Here is a 15,368-nt window from a genome sequence, read left to right as displayed (position 1 = left end):
TGTTGCATCGTGGCTGGAGCGTCCCGCTCCAGTCCGTTGCGGTGGCGTCCCGCCGCGGTCGTTCCCAATGCCGGAGATCGGCATTCCATGGGGGACGCTCCCGCTTGCTCATTTCCATGGTTGGCGCCGTGGTGTCCTCAATTGTGAGGCAACACGGTGACCGGCGTAGGTTCCCTATTCTGCTCGCTTGGCCGGAGGGTGGGTGGCTAGGCTTTTCTATGCGCTTGCTCATCGCACTGCTCCTACCGCTTCTGATCATCTCCTGTGACCGCACGCCGAACACTCCGGAGGCTGTGGCGGAGAAGGTCCTGGCCCGTCTGTCATCGAACGACATCGATGGTGCGGGCAAGCTCTTCGTGCGCGGTGAGAGTCAGGTCAGGTGGTTCAAGCGCTACTATGACGAGCAACCGATCGACCAATTGTTCAGTGGACCGGTCGGCAATGTGTTCATCAACGGCGATGAGGCGGTGGTCACCTACACGCCCGCGAAGACCCTCTTCAATGCATTTGGGAAAGAAGACCTGATGCTTCTCAAGAAGGAGGATGGCGAGTGGAAGGCGGACATCGAGGCCGCCGGTCGGTTCAAGAATGCAGTGAATGGCGGAGGGGTGAAAACGAGCCTGAGCCTGGTGGGTGACAGCATTGACGAGGTGACCCGGAAGCTGGGGCGCGCCCCGGCAAGCGTGCAGGAGATCGTCGACCATCTGGAGGTTGCGGGTGCCCAGTCGATGGTGCGCAATTTCACCCGCAACTACGACTATCACCCGGAGGGCAAGACCATCGATGGTGTGTCAGGTGTGATCTTCTACTCGAAGAGACCCTACCGCTACGGGATGCATCTTGGCGCGACCAAGGACCGCCTGTTCTTGAGCGGCGACGGTCAGGTGGTGATCGATGAGAAGATCTCCTTGTTTTAGGACGAAGTAAGGCTTTCTTGACCGGCCGCGGCGGCAAGCGGTAGGGGCGAGCCCACCGGTCCGCCCGATAGATTCCCGTTGCCATGGCTGTATGCGGGAATTCAGTCACCCATCCATTCCCCGCCGTCGACAAGCATGCTCATTCTCAGATTCCTCGTTGCCATCACGCTTGTCGTGCTTCCGGCGCTCGGCGGCAGCATTCATGTCAGTTCACTGACTGAACTGAATGAAGCCATCTCGAAGAGTGGCAACACCATCCGGATGAAGCCGGGCCGCTACGACCTGGAGCAGCTGCCACGGAAAGAGCGCAAACTCGAATTCTCCGGTTCGGACAACACGGTGGATCTGAGCGGTGTTTACGTCAATGTGACGGTCGGGCTTGTCGATCGCTCCTACATCGAAGTCACGGGAAACGACAACACGATCATCGGCGGGGAGTTCGAGGATACCTACAGGAATGGCGTCACCTTTGTTGAGGATTTCAGCGCCTACAACAAGGACCGCAGGAACCTTGCGGCCGGGCTTCGGGGTGAGGCCGTCATGGATGTGGATGGTGACGGAAATCTGGTCAAAGGGCTCAAGCTGACGGTGAGGGGATCCTGGCCCTACGGCTATGGCAGCTTCTTCGGGATCGGTGCGCCGAGCACCTTCGGGCTGAACAAGCGGTGTGGGATCCTGATCCGAGGCGTGGGCAACACCCTGGATGGCATCGAGCTGCAGCAGCGAGCCTTCGGTCACGGCATCTACATGCAGGGCAAGGCGGACAAGACTGTCATCAAGAACTGCCACGTGGAAGGGCGGGTTCGAAAGACCGGGGATCTCTACGAGGAAACGGACCCTGAAGATCTGCCGAAACGAGCCGGCTATCGATTCCCGAACCGGGACGACTTCAGGATCCAATCCCCCGGAAGTTATCCGATTCCCAAGGACCGGGTGCATTCCCTCTGCGAGGATGGCATCCGCATGTACAACATCCGCGGCAGCATCACGGTGGAGAACTGCACCGTCACGAAGATGCGCGGGGGCATCCGGCTCTATCTGGGCGGCCCCGCGACGGTCAAGGACTGCACGGTGACCTTCTGCGAGTACACCGGCTACAACCTGCCGAGCAAAGGGCAGGTGGAGAACTCTTCGGGCGACTTTGCCTTCGGTCCTTTGACCGACTACCGGGGAGGTCGCGGAGGCAGCCGAGCCGAGTGGACCATTCTTCCCTCCCCTCGTGCGTCGGGCAGCCACAACATCATGGATATCCTCGGCAACAAGCACCACATCACGCTGAATCGGGGGAGGGGACCAATCGTCCGTGACGAGGAGCGGGCCATTGTCATCACGGGCGATGATTCGACTATCATCAACCACACCGAATACAAGGTGGTGCTGGAAGAGGGGGCGAGTGGGAATCAGGTGACCAGTTACGGGCCGGTCAGTGGTGACCTTGGAAAGAACACGGTCAAGAAGCTGGATTCCCCCGGACCGTAGATCGGATTCAGGGAGGGCATTCGTCCTGTCTCCCGGATCGTGGAGCGTCACTCCGCGATGGTGACGCCTCTCTGAAAGCATCGTTTGACAATCCTGCACCCACCCCGATCCTAGTCCGGTCGTTCAGCAGGGAGAAACCCGCTGCACTCCGATGACCGCCTTCCGTCAAAATCTCAAGCCGCACACGATGATCCCATGGGTCCTCGCCCTGCTCGCTGTGTTCGGATGGAATCTTGTTGCCCAGCAGCAAGTCCCGCTGAGGAAGTCGGCTCCCCTGAATGGTGGCAGCGTGACGCAGCTCGCCAGTGAAGCGGCCCCCACGTGCGCGCCCGGTGATCTCCAACTCGGTCTGGGCGGTGGATCCTTCGATGGCATCCGCCTCAGGCAGCCGGATGCCCGGCGTCTCGCCATTGCACCCAGTCGGGAAATTCTCGGCGAGACCCGCCGCGATGCCGCCGTCCAGGGCCGGGCACCGCCGCTGCCTGCCGGTTGCTGAACCGCTTTCCCGCGCCGTCCGTCGCTCGCCTAACACAGGTTGGAGTGCCGCTTGCTCCACCGGGAATCCAGCGCATCCCCGAGCTTCCTCCCGATGACGAGGAAGCCTTCGCCTGTCCTTGTGGCGGGCTCCTGCCGTTTTACGGCTCCCTGAATCCAACAACTTCTATTTTTCCCCGGCGGGGTGCAGCTCCGCCACCACTTATTTCGATCCATGATCACCTGGTCCATTCCATCCATCTTCGGCAGCAAGAACGAGCGTGAGCTTCACCGCATCCGCCCGATCGTCGGCCGCATCAACGACATCGAAGCCAAGCTCCAGAGCGAGCCGTCTGAGAAGCTCCGTGAGCTCACCGACAAATGGCGGGAGCATCTCGCCCGCTACCATCCTCTCGACCTTGCACCGAAGTCCGCCATCGACCGCATGGACGAGGCCGGGCTGAAGCAATGCGCCGAGAGTCTGCAGACCCGCTTCAGTATCCTACGCAAGGAGTTCGCCTCGCTGCCCGCGGAAATTGCGGCCACGCCCGAAGCCATCGAGCAGGCCAAGGCGGCCTTCCACCACATCGAGGATCGCTTCGCCAAGGCGCGTGCCAAGTATCTCCTCCAGATCCTCCCGGAAGCCTACGCGGTGGTGAAGAACGCCGCCCGCCGGCTATGCGGTAGCGAAGTCCTCGTCAGCGGTCAGCCGTTGAAATGGGACATGGTCCACTTCGACGTCCAGCTCATCGGCGGCATCGCCCTGCATCGCGGGCTCATCGCCGAAATGCAGACGGGTGAGGGCAAGACCCTCGTCGCCACGCTGCCCGTTTACCTCAATGCCCTCACCGGCCTCGGCGTCCATGTCGTCACCGTCAATGACTACCTCGCCAGGCGCGACTCCGAATGGATGGGCGCACTCTATCAGTCGCTCGGGCTCAGCGTGGGCTGCCTGCAGAATCAGATGCCGCCCGCGGAACGCCGCCGCACCTATGCCTGTGACATCACCTACGGAACCAACTCCGAGTTCGGCTTCGACTACCTGCGCGACAACGGCATGGCGCAGAGCCACGCCGAGCAGGTCCAGCGCGGCCACTACCTCGCCATCCTCGACGAGGTGGATTCCATCCTCATCGACGACGCCCGCACGCCATTGATCATCAGCGGCCCTGCGGAGCAATCCGCCCAGCCACTTCTCGCGCTCAAGCCCGGCGTCGAGAAACTCGTCAAACGCCAGACCGCGCTGTGCAACCAGCTCGCCGCCGAGGTCGAACAGCAACTCAAGGCCGGCGACGAAGCGGCTGCCGGTCTCGCGCTGCTGAAGCTGAAGCTCGGCCAGCCGCGCCACCGTCGCTTCCTGCGTTTTCTCGAGAGCCCTGAACTCCGCCGGCTCCTTGAGAAAACCGAGCTCCGTTACCAGCGGCAGTCCTTCCAGCGGAACATCCATGGGGTGAAGGAAGAGCTGTATTTCTGTGTCGATGAGAAGCGCCGCGATGCCGACCTGATGGAGAAGGGTCGACTCTTCCTCGCCCCGGAGGAGCCCGACACCTTCACGCTCCCCGACATCGCCGGGCGGCTCGCCGCCATCGATGCCGATCCGGCCCTCAGCCGCGATCAACGGGCCGCGGCCCGGCAGACCCTGCATGAGGAACACGGTGACCGTGCCGCCGCGATCCATGGCATCTCGCAGCTGCTTGCCGCCTACTGCCTTCACGAGCGCGACGTCCACTACGTCGTCCGTGGTGGCAAGGTGACGATCATCGACGAGAGCACCGGTCGTGAGATGCCGGGCCGCCGCTGGTCGGATGGGCTGCATCAGGCGGTCGAGGCGAAGGAGGGCGTCGAGATCGAGGAAGAGACCAAGACCTATGCCTCCATCACCATTCAGAACTATTTTCGCCTCTACGAAAAGCTGGCCGGCATGACGGGCACGGCGGAAACGGCGGCTGCGGAGTTCCACGACATCTACCGCCTCGATGTCCTGCCCATCCCGACCCATGCGCCGAACCTCCGGATCGATCGCAATGACCAGCTTTTCAAGACGCGCCGCGACAAGTACCAAGCGGTCATTCGCAGCATCGATGCCGCCCATCAGATCGGCCAACCCGTCCTTGTCGGCACCGCTTCGGTCGAAGCCTCGGAGACGCTCTCGCGCATGCTCAAGCTCGCGCGGATCCCCCACGCGGTGCTCAACGCCAAACACCACGAACAGGAAGCTGGCATCATCGCGCGGGCCGGCGAACGCGGTGCCGTCACGGTATCGACCAACATGGCAGGCCGCGGCACCGACATCAAACTCGGCGAGGGCGTGGCCGAACTCGGCGGGCTTCTGGTCATCGGCACCGAACGCCACGCCTCGCGCCGGGTCGACCGCCAGCTGCGCGGTCGGTGCTCACGCCAGGGTGATCCGGGTGCCTCACAATTCTTCATTTCTCTCGAGGACGACCTCATGCGCACCCACGGCGATCCCGCGCAGATGGCGGCGCTCATCGAGCAGGCCAAGCGCGGCGGCGCGAAGGCCCCGTCACTCGGGAAACTCGTCGAAGCCGCGCAAACCCAGCTCGAGCAACGCGATGCCAAAGGCCGCAAGCAGGTGCTCGACTTCGATGACGTCATGAATCTCCAGCGTGAGATCGTCTATGATTTCCGGAGTGACGTGCTCACCACCGAAGGCATCCACGGGCTCGCCCTGCAGACCATCGAGGAAAGTGTCGCGAGAAGCGCCCATGCCATCGTGGCCGACGGAGATTCGGTCATCGAGTGGGCAGGCGATACCTTCCTGCTAGAGACCGACGAGCTCAGCGGGCTCGCCCCGCAGGAACTCATTCCGGAGATCTCGCGGCGGGTTCGCCGCAGCCATGAGCAACGCCTTGCCGACGTGCCTCCGGAATTCCTTGAAGCGGACGAGCGGCGCGCGCTGTTGTTTGCGATCGACCATGGCTGGCAGGAGCACCTCGCCGACATGGAGGAACTTCGCGAAGGTGTGTTCCTGCGCAGCCAGGGCCAGAAGGATCCCCTGGTGGAATACAAGAACGAGGCCTTCGGCTACTTCAACGCGCTGATGGACCGGATCAAGAACGAGGCCAGCTTGAACCTCTTCCACCTCGCTGCCAGCGTGGAAGCCATGAGGGCATCGAAGCAAGTCACCCCGCCTTCAGCGACGAGGATGCGATCTTGATCGGGCGCTGTGACGGGACATGGCACGACATCGCCTTCCACCCGCAGTGGAAGGCGGTCGCTCCAAGGTGGTGAAGTGGAATCGGTTCAGGCCTGGCCTGCCTTGGCCAGCACCGCAGCGAAGGCGTCGTCATCGAGCGCCCGCATGGTCTGGGTTTTGACGAACCCGGTTGCATTCAGGTCCAGCATCAGCGCGTCGGCGGTCATCTCGTCGGGCGCATCGAAGGAGATGAGTCCGTCGTAGGGGCCGGTCGTCCAATAGAGCGCATTGATCGTCACGCCGGCTGCTTCGGCGCTGGCGCGGAAGGTGGCGACCCTTGCAGGGCTGTCCTTGATCGAGGCGAATCCCTTCTCGGTGAAGGTGAGGAGTGCAATGTATCGTTTCATGGAGTTGCCGGGGTTTCAGTTTCCCGACCACTATCCGTCTCCGCCATCCGGACGACAATCCACGCGGAGTTTGAGGGTCAACAATCGCAAGATCGGCGGAGTTCCGGCGCCGTCAGGCTGGCTCGTCATCCCCGGGTGGGACACAAAGAACCCCCGGACGAGATGCGCGTCGTCCGAGGGCTTTTTCGAAATGGCAGCCAGGCGACTGCCATGAATTTCAGGCGGGTCAGAACCTCCAGACCAGGTCGGCGGTGAAGCGATCTTCGATGATGCCCGTTTCCTCGTCGGTGAGTGGGAACTCGTAGGCGAAGCCAAGATCGACGCTTTCGGTGATGCGCGAGCGGAAGCCCACTGCGGCGGTCACCAAGTCACGGTTCTGCGAGGCATTGGCCGCACCGAAGTTCAGCAGGTCATTGCCCTCGAAAGTGGCCACCACCGGCACCGCGCCGCCTGCTTGGGAGAAGAAGCTCGCCCGACCGTTTCCGGCTTCCAGCACGTGGTGCCAGTTGAGTTCGACCAGTGGGATGAACCATGGCACCACCTCGTAGCTCACGTGCGTGCTGACGAAGGTGTTGGTCGACATCTGGCCGTCGAAGGGCAGCCGGATCCCTGCGCCACCCGCGAACTGCCAGCGGTCCCACATCTTCAGACCGGAGACGATCAGGTTGACCGCGCCATCACCTTCCCCTTGGAATACATCCTGGTTGCCCGTGGGGAATTCAAAGGTCGCGGAGCCGCTGAGCACGAACTCATTCACCGGATCGAGGATGAAGGCATACTTCAATCCCCCGGCCAGGTTGGCAAAACCCTCCTGCGCCGACCACAGGCCCGGAGTGTCCGGGCGGAAACGCACGTATCCATCCTTGGTGGCCACCAGCGAGAGCCGGTCGGTCAGCGCCCACTCGAGTTGCAGGGCGTAGATCTCCACGTGCCCTCCCATCGCCAGCGGCCCCAGTGTGGTGTCCGCGAAGTCGGGCAGGCGGTGATACATGAAGATCGGGTGCACGTTCGACTGCGGCAGGGCGTTGTCGAACAGGGTCGGGTTCGTGATCGGTCGACGCGTGTTCTCGAAGGCGGTCGTCGTGGTGGCGATCGTGGCTGGCTCGAGGGCCACCGTGCCCGCCAGGGCTGAAACGGCGCAGGCACTGAAAAGACCGGCGGTTTTCGCGACAATGGATGTTCTGTTCATGGTTTGGTTGGTTGGAAAGGAGGCCCGGGATTCCCGAACCACATTCCAATTACCCCCCATTCGAAACCGCGCCACTAAAAAGCGAAAAAAAGTGCATGTATTGTAAGGCGTGTAACATGACTCGTGTAAATGTCAGCTGGTTCATGTGATTCCCTCTGATCCGGGGGGCGCCGTGGTGGTCCGCCGGGTGGTCCGGTCATTGGAGCACCACCATGCAGGAGCCGAACCAGAGGCACAGGCAGAGGATGACCTGTCCGAGGAAGTAGCCGATGGACGTGAGGACCAGGGTGCGGCCGCGGTAGCGGATTCGGAAGACCCGGACGAAGAAAACGAGACAGGTGATGATGGCGATCAGGCCGATCGGCAGCATCCACAGCATCTCCGCACCGTAGTTCCTGCTCCCGAAGATCATCGACATCACGAGGGTGCCGATGGTGGTGATGGCGGGTGGGATCGCCAGAGTCGTCCATAGTGATTTCCGCGGGATCTCCGGGGGAGGGGCGGGGATTTCAGGAGCTTCGTTCATGGGAAGGGTGAAGCTTCAGCTTGCCCGGGATGGCAGGCGGGGAACAGGAGTTTTCCGCGCATGGCGACCGTGACGGAGGCGAGGCCGATCAGGATTTCTAGGAATCTTGAAGCGCTTGGCGAAGCTCCTCATACACCGCAATCGCCCCTTCCGCCTGACACCACCGGCGGATGATCTCGAACTGGACTCGCTGGGACTGACGTCGGCACACCAAGACGGCTTGATCAAAGTTGGCGCGGGATTTCCAGTGGATGTAGCCGGCGAGCCGGTCCTTGACGCAGTCTGTTGGGGACAGCAGTTGAAGGGCACGACCATGGACCTCGAGTTCGTCGGGTACCACAGGGAACTCCTCACCGATCTCCACGGGGCCGGGAGGGAACTCAAGGAACAGGTGCCGGCATTCCGGATGCTTGAAGTAGCGGGACTTGCTCGGAACGAATCCGAGTGAACTCAGAACCCCCTTCAACGCCTCGAAATCGAATGAATCTGCGATCAGATCGAGATCACCAGACCGGTAGAGACCCTCGGTGTAGATGGCGACGACTGCACCGCCTACCAGTACTGAACGGATCTCGGCCCCTTCGAGATGCCAAGCCACGTAGTGCCATAGTTCGGCTTCGCTGCATTGCTTCCAGTCGGGTGGCTCCATGATCTTATGACTTGATTATTGGGTCAAATGACCTTTATTTCGGGTCATGTCTATCTCGGTGCTGGCAGATCTTTTCGGGAGTCGGGCGAGTGAGGCGGTGCTGTTGCATCTTCATCACCATGGCGAAACCTATGGTCGTGCCGCATCGAAGGATTTTGGCGTTTCACTGGATTCCGTCCAGCGACAACTCGATCGCTTCGAGCGTACCGGGGTGATGGTCTGTCGTCGGCAGGGCCGAACCTTGTTGTACACGTGGAACCCGAAGTCCCGGATATCCAAACGGGTGCAGGATCTTGTCGCCGTGGCCTATGAAGGTCTCGGCATCAAAGCGAAGGAATCCGTTTTTGCCGAACGGCGCCAACCGCGAGCCAAGGACAAACCTGTCATCCGTGATTGAGCGTTGCCCGGAAGGGAGGACTGCCGTCCCCCTGAATGGTTTGATGAGCCTTCCACCTCTTTGGAGTGCGGTGGCCTGACACCGCTTTGGGAGTCGCCCTTGGCTCACGCCCGTGATCACGAGGGGATCGCTTCACGGGGAAGTGCCGTCAGTGGATGCTCGTCGGAATCTCCCGCGATGAAATGGAAGCCGCGAAAGGACGCGAAAGGGCGCGAATGAACAGGGAGCCGGGGAGTCGATGGCGGTGCTCCCGTTTGCTCACGCCCTTCGGCGCGAGGCTGCTCCTGTCGCGCCGCTGCGGCTCACGGTGTTGTCACCGCCACCATCACGCCACGGACGACGCGGCCGGCGAGGGTCCCATGCTTCGAAGGAGGTCGAGCAACGAAGCACCGTAGGCTTTGTCGGACACATGGCCATGGCCTCCTTTGCTCCGGGTCAGCGACTGGATCCGGGGATGGGCGTTGGCCGGGCACATGACATGCGGGAATCCCTCGAAGATCGGCAGGTCGTTGAGGAAGTCGCCGACCGCCAGAGCCTCGTCCAGCTCCACCTTCAAGTGGGCGCTCAGCAGGTGAATCCCGTCCAGCTTGTGAATCCCCGGCAGGATGTCGATGTAGCGGTCCGATCGAAGGAACTGCAGCGGTTCGAGGATCCGGGGCTCCAGCTGCGTCCGCGCGAGGGTTTCGATGGCCGCCAGAAATTCCTCACCATCGAGCGTGTCCGGAACCGCGATGGATAGATTGCCCACCTTGTCGAGCGCCGGCAACGGGCACTGGTAGCGTTTTTCCAGACGGGCCTGACCTTGATCGCGGTACCAGTCGAAGAGCCGATGGATGTTTTCCACCTGGCGGTAGCGGGCATGCAGCTCGTCGAGGTCACATCGGGACGCCAGCTCCGCGCAATCGACGTAGTCTCCGCTTTCACGGTCGAAGAGCACGCAGGCATGCTCAAGCAGGACGTAGCGAGCCTTGCGGGTCGGCAGGTGGGCGGCAATCTCCTCGACCAGATTCCACGGACGGCCGCTGTTGAGGATGAAGTGCTCCACCGGGGAGGCGTCCACCGCAGCATTGATCTCGGCAAGCATCTCCGCCTGGGCGGGCGAGGGGGGCTCACCGGGAGTCACGCTGAAATGCTCGCCATCGGCCGGGTTCAGGCAGCCGTCGATGTCCTGAAAAATGATTCTGGGTTTCGTCCGCCGCACGGCGGAGCGAGTGACACACCGGCCGACCGATGTAAATGACCACGTTCGTGGTGAACGCAGTAAGGAGCGCGGCTTTCCAAGCCGCTTCGTGAGACCACCGGCTTGCGTGGGAGAGCCCATGTCCGCATCCTGTGGCGGTGAAGAATCTCCGTGAACGCCTGCTCGATCTCCCTGCCCCGGAACCGGACCGGGTCATGCCTGCGACCTTCTATGCCGAACAAGGTTTCGGGGAGAAGGAAGCAGTCGGCCTGATCGAGCAATGGATGGACCTCGAACTCGAGGAGGAGGAAGAGGAGGTCACCGACGCCGCACTCATGCACGCCTGGAGCATCCTCGCGTATTTCGGAGGGAAAGAAGGGCGCGAATTCATCATCGAGGAACTTCGGGTGGCATGCCGCGTCGATGACGAATTCTTCATGGTGCGGTTTGCCGACCTCATGATTGCCGCTGGCCCGGAGGTGGTCCCCGAACTCATCGCCGAACTGAAGGAAGCCCGGGACCACGAAGCCATCCTTCTCGAATTCGCCAGCGCCCTGACTGAGTTTGCCCGACAGGGCATCGAGCGGGATGCGGCGCTTGGGGCGCAGGTCGAGGTGCTACGGGGAGATCCCTCTCACCGGCTCCTGAAAGGACTCATCATCGCCGGTCTCATCGAGCTCAAGCAGGACCGCTACCTTCCGGAAATCCGGCAGGCCTTCGAGCAGAACCTCGTCGATGTCTCGATCAACGGTGATCTGGAAGACGTGGAGATCGCGCTCGGCGCGCGTGCCGAACGCTCCAGCCCGGCGCCGAATTGGGTCGAGCTTGAAGCCGAGCTTGCCAAAGAGGCACTGGTTCAGCGTCTCGGACCCCTTCCGCAGGAAGGCGACGATGCGGGCATCATTCGCTACTTCCTCGGGCTTTACGGTGGGCCGCCCAGCGTGAAAGGCCTCGCCGAATTCGATGGCTTGATGCTTGGCACTATCCTAGCCCCTGAAATGGTCCCGCCCTCACGCTGGCTGCCTTCAATCTGGGATCCCGAGAACCTCGCCCACGATCCGGCGTGGCGCGATGCGGAAGAAGCCCAGCTCTTTCTCGACGCCGTGCAGAACTGGCACAACGGCATCATCCGCCGACTTGATGAGGGGAATTACGTTCCGCCCATCGAACCGCGGTCCGATCCCCGCGTCCCGACGGAGGAGGAAGTCGAATGGGGTCGGGGCATCCTTTCCAGCATCATGAGTTGGCACAGCTCCCTCACGGATCGCTCGGAAGGTCATCAAGCCCTGATGGCCTGTGCCTTCCATCTCATTCAGCCGGGCGACGACACCCCCAGGGAGGAATTGATCCAGGTCAATCATGTCGTCCGGGCAGCGCACATGCTGCGCGATGCACTCCAGTCCGGCGGGGACTTTCCTTCATCCGCCGCGGGCTCCGGCGGCTACGGCTACAGCACCGCGGAGACCTACGAACGGGAAGCTCCCAAGATCGGTCGCAACGACCCCTGCCCCTGTGGGAGCGGCCTGAAATACAAGCGCTGCTGCATGAATTGAGCCCGATGAACTTCGGAGCGCGGCTTTTCAAGCCGCTTGGTTCTGAGGGCAGAGGCAGGGGTTTCTGGGAACAGGACTTCCTGCTTCCGGGTTGCGAAGATGAGGCTACCTTGAATTTGCTCCCATGACCGACGTCTTCACCCCAACGAAACGCAGCGAGGTGATGTCGCGGATCCGTGGCCGCGACACGAAGCCGGAACGGGTCGTTCGTTCGATGCTCCATCGGCTCGGCTACCGCTTCACTGTCAACGGCCCGCGGAATCGTCAATTTCCTCACATCAGGTGATCTGGTCGCGGAGCGGTCGCAGTGGATGCATGGTAGGGTAGCCCCAAGGGCGAATATCGGGAACTCCTGACTGGATTCAAAATGGTTGTGCCACAAATCACGGACCGACCTTCGGGACATGACTCCTGAGAATGGCCTCACCACAGTCAAAACTTGACTTGCATCAGAGTGATGCAATAAGATGCGTCATGCCTCAGAAACCTACGACGACTCCCTCAGGCGCGACTGAATCTACCCGCATTACCGTCACCCTCCCGCGGGAGGATTACGAGCAGGTTTGCCGGATCGCACAGTCGAAACGGGTGTCCGCCTCCTGGGTGGTGCGAGACGCCGTCACGGAATACCTCCAGCTTGATATTCCTCTTCTCGGACGTGTCGAGAGTTCAACTTCAAGTAACTCTGACCAAAGATGACGCGGGTTCGCAACTGTCATCTTTTGAGAGAGTTTTCTCCGGCTCTGCCCGCCTCAACGTCCGGTTTTGCTTCGGCGCGATTTTTCTCAACCACGACCGTAATTCATTATGAAAGATAACATTTCAACCGACCGACAACTGTCGATGATCGACTTGTTCGCAGGTTGTGGGGGATTATCCCTAGGATTCGAACTCGAGGGATTCACGCCCCTACTGTTCAGTGAAATCAACTTAAACGCCGCCCAGACCTACATGATGAACCGGCCGAAAGATAATGTAGTTCCTGTTGGTGATGTTTACTCCCTAACGAACGACAACCTCCGCTTGCTTCGCGAAATGTGGAGGCTGAAGGGCATCAGTGAAATCGATGTCGTTTGCGGCGGCCCTCCGTGTCAGGGGTATAGCGGGATAGGTCACCGGCGATCATTTGATGTTGAGAAAGATGCCATTCCCTCGAACCAGCTCTTTAGTGAGATGGTTCGGGTGGTCAGCTTTCTGCAGCCGAGGGCCTTTCTCTTCGAGAACGTCAAGGGTTTGTTATCTGGGCGCTGGACCAAGAATGGCAAAAAGGGCGAGATCTTTCGCGATGTCCTGTCTGCATTCCAGTCCATACCTGAATATAGCGTCGGTTGGGACTTGTTGCATGCCAAAGACTATGGAGTGCCGCAGAATCGGCCACGGGTGGTCATTGTCGGCTATAGGCAAGACGTGCTAGCCGAACGAGCCAACCCCCTGCTGAATGGCTTCAGTGAAGATCCCTCTCCTTATCTCGGCAGGGGGGATGCCAGAGACCTTGGTTACATTCCCGTGGGCAACGTGAAGGCTCCCACTCTATCGGAATTGCTCGGAGACCTCATAGATCCTTCCTACCGCGAAAAAGGGATTACTAAAAGGTATCCCCACGCCGCCCAGAACCAATTCCAACGCTGGTTAAGAAAGAGTCCGGAAGGAAAAGTTGCGGGTAAGGGGGCCCCGCTTACGGAACACGAGTATAGTAAGCACTCTCCCGCTGTGATGAGCAAGTTCGCGCACATGATTAAGAATGACGGAGAAATTCCGGAGTCTATGAGGACCAAGAAGTTTGCCCAGCGTGTCTTGCCCGAGATCTGGAACAGAAGCGGGCCGAACATTACTGCGACCTCCTTGCCCGACGACTACGTTCATTTTGCTCAGCCCCGTGTGCCCAGTGTCCGGGAGTGGGCACGAATCCAGACGTTTCCCGACTGGTATCAGTTTGCCGGACCAAGGACGACGGGTGGGCGTCGGCGGGCTGGAGATCCGGACGCGGGCTTATGGGACCGGGAAGTTCCGAAGTACACGCAAATTGGAAATGCGGTTCCGGTCTTCCTTGCCCAACACATTGCAAAACACATGAAATCGATTCTCTCCGGTTCCAATGAATTCACGGCCGCTAGACAAGAGTGAGTCCTCGCGGCTCCGAGATATCAATGAGGCTGGACTTGAGAGTGCCTTGCTCTTCGTGACCGAGACTGGACTTCAAAAGAACATTCTGGATGCGACCGCTCCACACCGGGAGCTGTTCCGTGACAACGGCTTTCACTGCTACGACACGCAAGGGCAGGGGGAAGCAAACAAAGTCACTCGCGACGCAGTGATCTTCGATCACGGCCAGAAGGTTGGGATCCCGATTTTCCTCTACCGACCGAAGACTAAGAAGGGAGACCCTAGGTTTTGGTTGTCGCGGTTGAGGCGCTTTGTTGATCCGGGCGATGTATTAGCGGTGTTCTTCCATGATGGAGTCCCTCACTTCGCCAACCTGACGAAGGACGATGAGGTTAACTTGGAAGCTCCGGAGACCGACTGGGACAGGTTGCTTGAATCCCTACGACTGAATTACGAAGCTGTTGGCATAGAGCTGCTCGGCAAGCTGCGGGATCTTGCCGCCTCTGGTCCGATTCCAGCGGATGGCACCGGCGATACTTCAATTGGACGGACGATCGAGACAGCGCTCGGAATCCAGATCAATTCCAGCCAGTCGCCTGACTACAAGGGCATCGAACTAAAGTCCAAGCGGTCCCGTTCGAAGACCAGAAACGGTCTATTCGCGAAAGTCCCAGATTGGCGCATTAGCGATGTCGGGGATTTTCGTGAGATGCTTGAACGGTTTGGGTATCCATCGCCAGACGGCTTGAGACTCTACTGCACGGTTTCGTCAAAATCTCCGAATTCTCAGGGCCTGTTACTTAGGGTGGACGAGGACGCGGAGGTGCTTCATGAGCTAGCAAGATCCAGCGCTGGGGACAAAGCCGTCTGTGCCTGGAGACTGTCAACCCTTCACGTCAAGCTCCAGGAGAAGCACCGGGAGACATTCTGGATCCGTGCGGACGAGCTGAAGGTAGGGGCGCAGCCGTGTTTCCAACTAACCGAAGTGACACATACGAAGCGTCCTTCGAACATTCAGTTCGACCGGTTGCTTTCAGAGGGAAGTGTCACTGTCGATCACATGATCAAGATGCTTCCGACCAGAGTGCATGAGCGAGGTCCACAGTTCAAGGTAGCGCGAGGTGAGCTTCACGAGCTGTTCCTCGGCGCCCCAAAGATTTACGATTTGACCTAGAGATCTGTTAGCAATCGAATCGATGGGTGCTCGCTGGTGGAAGGAATCCGCTGGCAGTGTTGGCGGTCTAACAAAAATTACCCAATTTGTTCTGGATCGATGCCTTGCCAGCTTTCCGTACTGTGGCGTGATCACCTATCATCTGTTCTCGGCCAAAGCATTA

General features: G+C 60.3%; 15 protein-coding genes. 10 read left to right on the top strand and 5 right to left on the bottom strand.

Translation table 11 applies throughout. The features are described from left to right. Positions 1-218: 218 nt before the first annotated feature. The 4 genes from JIN81_RS15820 to secA all read left to right on the top strand — a co-directional run bounded on the left by JIN81_RS15820 (position 219) and on the right by secA (position 6,048). Positions 219-917, top strand: coding sequence for a hypothetical protein (locus tag JIN81_RS15820; RefSeq protein ID WP_200282084.1), 699 nt, complete (start codon positions 219-221; stop codon positions 915-917). Between the two features lie 135 nt (positions 918-1,052). Continuing rightward, positions 1,053-2,396: a right-handed parallel beta-helix repeat-containing protein gene (locus JIN81_RS15815; RefSeq protein ID WP_200282081.1), complete on the top strand. Its 1,344-nt coding sequence runs from the start codon at positions 1,053-1,055 to the stop codon at positions 2,394-2,396. Between the two features lie 187 nt (positions 2,397-2,583). Beyond that, positions 2,584-2,892, top strand: a complete 309-nt coding sequence (locus JIN81_RS15810) for a hypothetical protein (RefSeq protein ID WP_200282078.1) — start codon at positions 2,584-2,586, stop codon at positions 2,890-2,892. Between the two features lie 213 nt (positions 2,893-3,105). Further along, positions 3,106-6,048 (top strand): preprotein translocase subunit SecA, encoded by a 2,943-nt coding sequence (secA, locus tag JIN81_RS15805; RefSeq protein ID WP_200282075.1) that lies wholly within the window; start codon positions 3,106-3,108, stop codon positions 6,046-6,048. An 86-nt stretch (positions 6,049-6,134) separates the two neighbouring features. Here secA and JIN81_RS15800 read toward each other — a convergent pair whose 3' ends face one another. The 4 genes from JIN81_RS15800 to JIN81_RS15785 form a co-directional block, all read right to left on the bottom strand. Further along, the gene (locus tag JIN81_RS15800) at positions 6,135-6,434 is read right to left on the bottom strand and encodes a GYD domain-containing protein (protein ID WP_200282072.1); all 300 of its coding nucleotides are present in this window, start codon (positions 6,432-6,434) and stop codon (positions 6,135-6,137) included. 226 nt (positions 6,435-6,660) lie between these two features. Continuing rightward, the gene (locus tag JIN81_RS15795) at positions 6,661-7,623 is read right to left on the bottom strand and encodes a hypothetical protein (protein ID WP_200282069.1); all 963 of its coding nucleotides are present in this window, start codon (positions 7,621-7,623) and stop codon (positions 6,661-6,663) included. A gap of 196 nt (positions 7,624-7,819) precedes the next feature. After that, positions 7,820-8,149: a hypothetical protein gene (locus JIN81_RS15790; protein WP_200282066.1), complete on the bottom strand. Its 330-nt coding sequence runs from the start codon at positions 8,147-8,149 to the stop codon at positions 7,820-7,822. A 97-nt stretch (positions 8,150-8,246) separates the two neighbouring features. Beyond that, positions 8,247-8,798 carry a nucleotidyltransferase family protein gene (locus JIN81_RS15785; protein WP_200282063.1) on the bottom strand — a complete coding sequence of 184 codons (552 nt, stop codon included), beginning with the start codon at positions 8,796-8,798 and terminating at the stop codon, positions 8,247-8,249. A 46-nt stretch (positions 8,799-8,844) separates the two neighbouring features. Between JIN81_RS15785 and JIN81_RS15780 the strand changes: the two genes are divergently transcribed. After that, entirely contained in the window at positions 8,845-9,195 is a 351-nt protein-coding gene (locus JIN81_RS15780; RefSeq protein WP_200282060.1) for a hypothetical protein, read from the top strand. A 325-nt stretch (positions 9,196-9,520) separates the two neighbouring features. Here JIN81_RS15780 and JIN81_RS15775 read toward each other — a convergent pair whose 3' ends face one another. After that, positions 9,521-10,396, bottom strand: a complete 876-nt coding sequence (locus JIN81_RS15775) for an HAD hydrolase family protein (RefSeq protein ID WP_200282057.1) — start codon at positions 10,394-10,396, stop codon at positions 9,521-9,523. A gap of 137 nt (positions 10,397-10,533) precedes the next feature. Here JIN81_RS15775 and JIN81_RS19360 point away from each other — a divergent pair, with 137 nt between their 5' ends. From JIN81_RS19360 to JIN81_RS15750, 5 genes are all read left to right on the top strand, one after another. Beyond that, positions 10,534-11,928 carry a UPF0149 family protein gene (locus JIN81_RS19360; RefSeq protein WP_200282054.1) on the top strand — a complete coding sequence of 465 codons (1,395 nt, stop codon included), beginning with the start codon at positions 10,534-10,536 and terminating at the stop codon, positions 11,926-11,928. A 124-nt stretch (positions 11,929-12,052) separates the two neighbouring features. Then, entirely contained in the window at positions 12,053-12,214 is a 162-nt protein-coding gene (locus tag JIN81_RS19600) for a PDDEXK family nuclease (RefSeq protein ID WP_200282052.1), read from the top strand. Positions 12,215-12,345: 131 nt separating this feature from the next. Then, positions 12,346-12,627: a ribbon-helix-helix domain-containing protein gene (locus JIN81_RS19595; protein ID WP_343217942.1), complete on the top strand. Its 282-nt coding sequence runs from the start codon at positions 12,346-12,348 to the stop codon at positions 12,625-12,627. Positions 12,628-12,735: 108 nt separating this feature from the next. Continuing rightward, entirely contained in the window at positions 12,736-14,052 is a 1,317-nt protein-coding gene (locus tag JIN81_RS15755; protein ID WP_200282048.1) for a DNA cytosine methyltransferase, read from the top strand. Continuing rightward, positions 14,024-15,205: an MvaI/BcnI family restriction endonuclease gene (locus JIN81_RS15750; RefSeq protein ID WP_200282046.1), complete on the top strand. Its 1,182-nt coding sequence runs from the start codon at positions 14,024-14,026 to the stop codon at positions 15,203-15,205. Before JIN81_RS15755 ends, JIN81_RS15750 begins: the two co-directional genes overlap by 29 nt. The last annotated feature ends 163 nt before the right edge of the window (positions 15,206-15,368 follow it).

This window comes from Haloferula rosea (genome assembly GCF_016595525.1).
GTDB classification, from domain to species: Bacteria; Verrucomicrobiota; Verrucomicrobiia; order Verrucomicrobiales; family Akkermansiaceae; genus Haloferula; species Haloferula rosea.
This window is presented reverse-complemented; position numbering and strand designations above follow the sequence as displayed.

What these genes read in the sequence shown, in the direction of transcription:
- JIN81_RS15800 (WP_200282072.1), bottom strand. Translation starts at nt 6,434, where the DNA reads ATGAAACGATACATTGCACTCCTCACCTTCACCGAGAAGGGATTCGCC.
- JIN81_RS15795 (WP_200282069.1), bottom strand. Translation starts at nt 7,623, where the DNA reads ATGAACAGAACATCCATTGTCGCGAAAACCGCCGGTCTTTTCAGTGCC.
- JIN81_RS19600 (WP_200282052.1), top strand. Translation starts at nt 12,053, where the DNA reads ATGACCGACGTCTTCACCCCAACGAAACGCAGCGAGGTGATGTCGCGG.
- JIN81_RS19595 (WP_343217942.1), top strand. Translation starts at nt 12,346, where the DNA reads ATGGCCTCACCACAGTCAAAACTTGACTTGCATCAGAGTGATGCAATA.
- JIN81_RS15750 (WP_200282046.1), top strand. Translation starts at nt 14,024, where the DNA reads ATGAATTCACGGCCGCTAGACAAGAGTGAGTCCTCGCGGCTCCGAGAT.
- JIN81_RS15810 (WP_200282078.1), top strand. Translation starts at nt 2,584, where the DNA reads ATGATCCCATGGGTCCTCGCCCTGCTCGCTGTGTTCGGATGGAATCTT.
- secA (WP_200282075.1), top strand. Translation starts at nt 3,106, where the DNA reads ATGATCACCTGGTCCATTCCATCCATCTTCGGCAGCAAGAACGAGCGT.
- JIN81_RS15790 (WP_200282066.1), bottom strand. Translation starts at nt 8,149, where the DNA reads ATGAACGAAGCTCCTGAAATCCCCGCCCCTCCCCCGGAGATCCCGCGG.
- JIN81_RS15785 (WP_200282063.1), bottom strand. Translation starts at nt 8,798, where the DNA reads ATGGAGCCACCCGACTGGAAGCAATGCAGCGAAGCCGAACTATGGCAC.
- JIN81_RS15780 (WP_200282060.1), top strand. Translation starts at nt 8,845, where the DNA reads ATGTCTATCTCGGTGCTGGCAGATCTTTTCGGGAGTCGGGCGAGTGAG.
- JIN81_RS15755 (WP_200282048.1), top strand. Translation starts at nt 12,736, where the DNA reads ATGAAAGATAACATTTCAACCGACCGACAACTGTCGATGATCGACTTG.
- JIN81_RS15815 (WP_200282081.1), top strand. Translation starts at nt 1,053, where the DNA reads ATGCTCATTCTCAGATTCCTCGTTGCCATCACGCTTGTCGTGCTTCCG.
- JIN81_RS15820 (WP_200282084.1), top strand. Translation starts at nt 219, where the DNA reads ATGCGCTTGCTCATCGCACTGCTCCTACCGCTTCTGATCATCTCCTGT.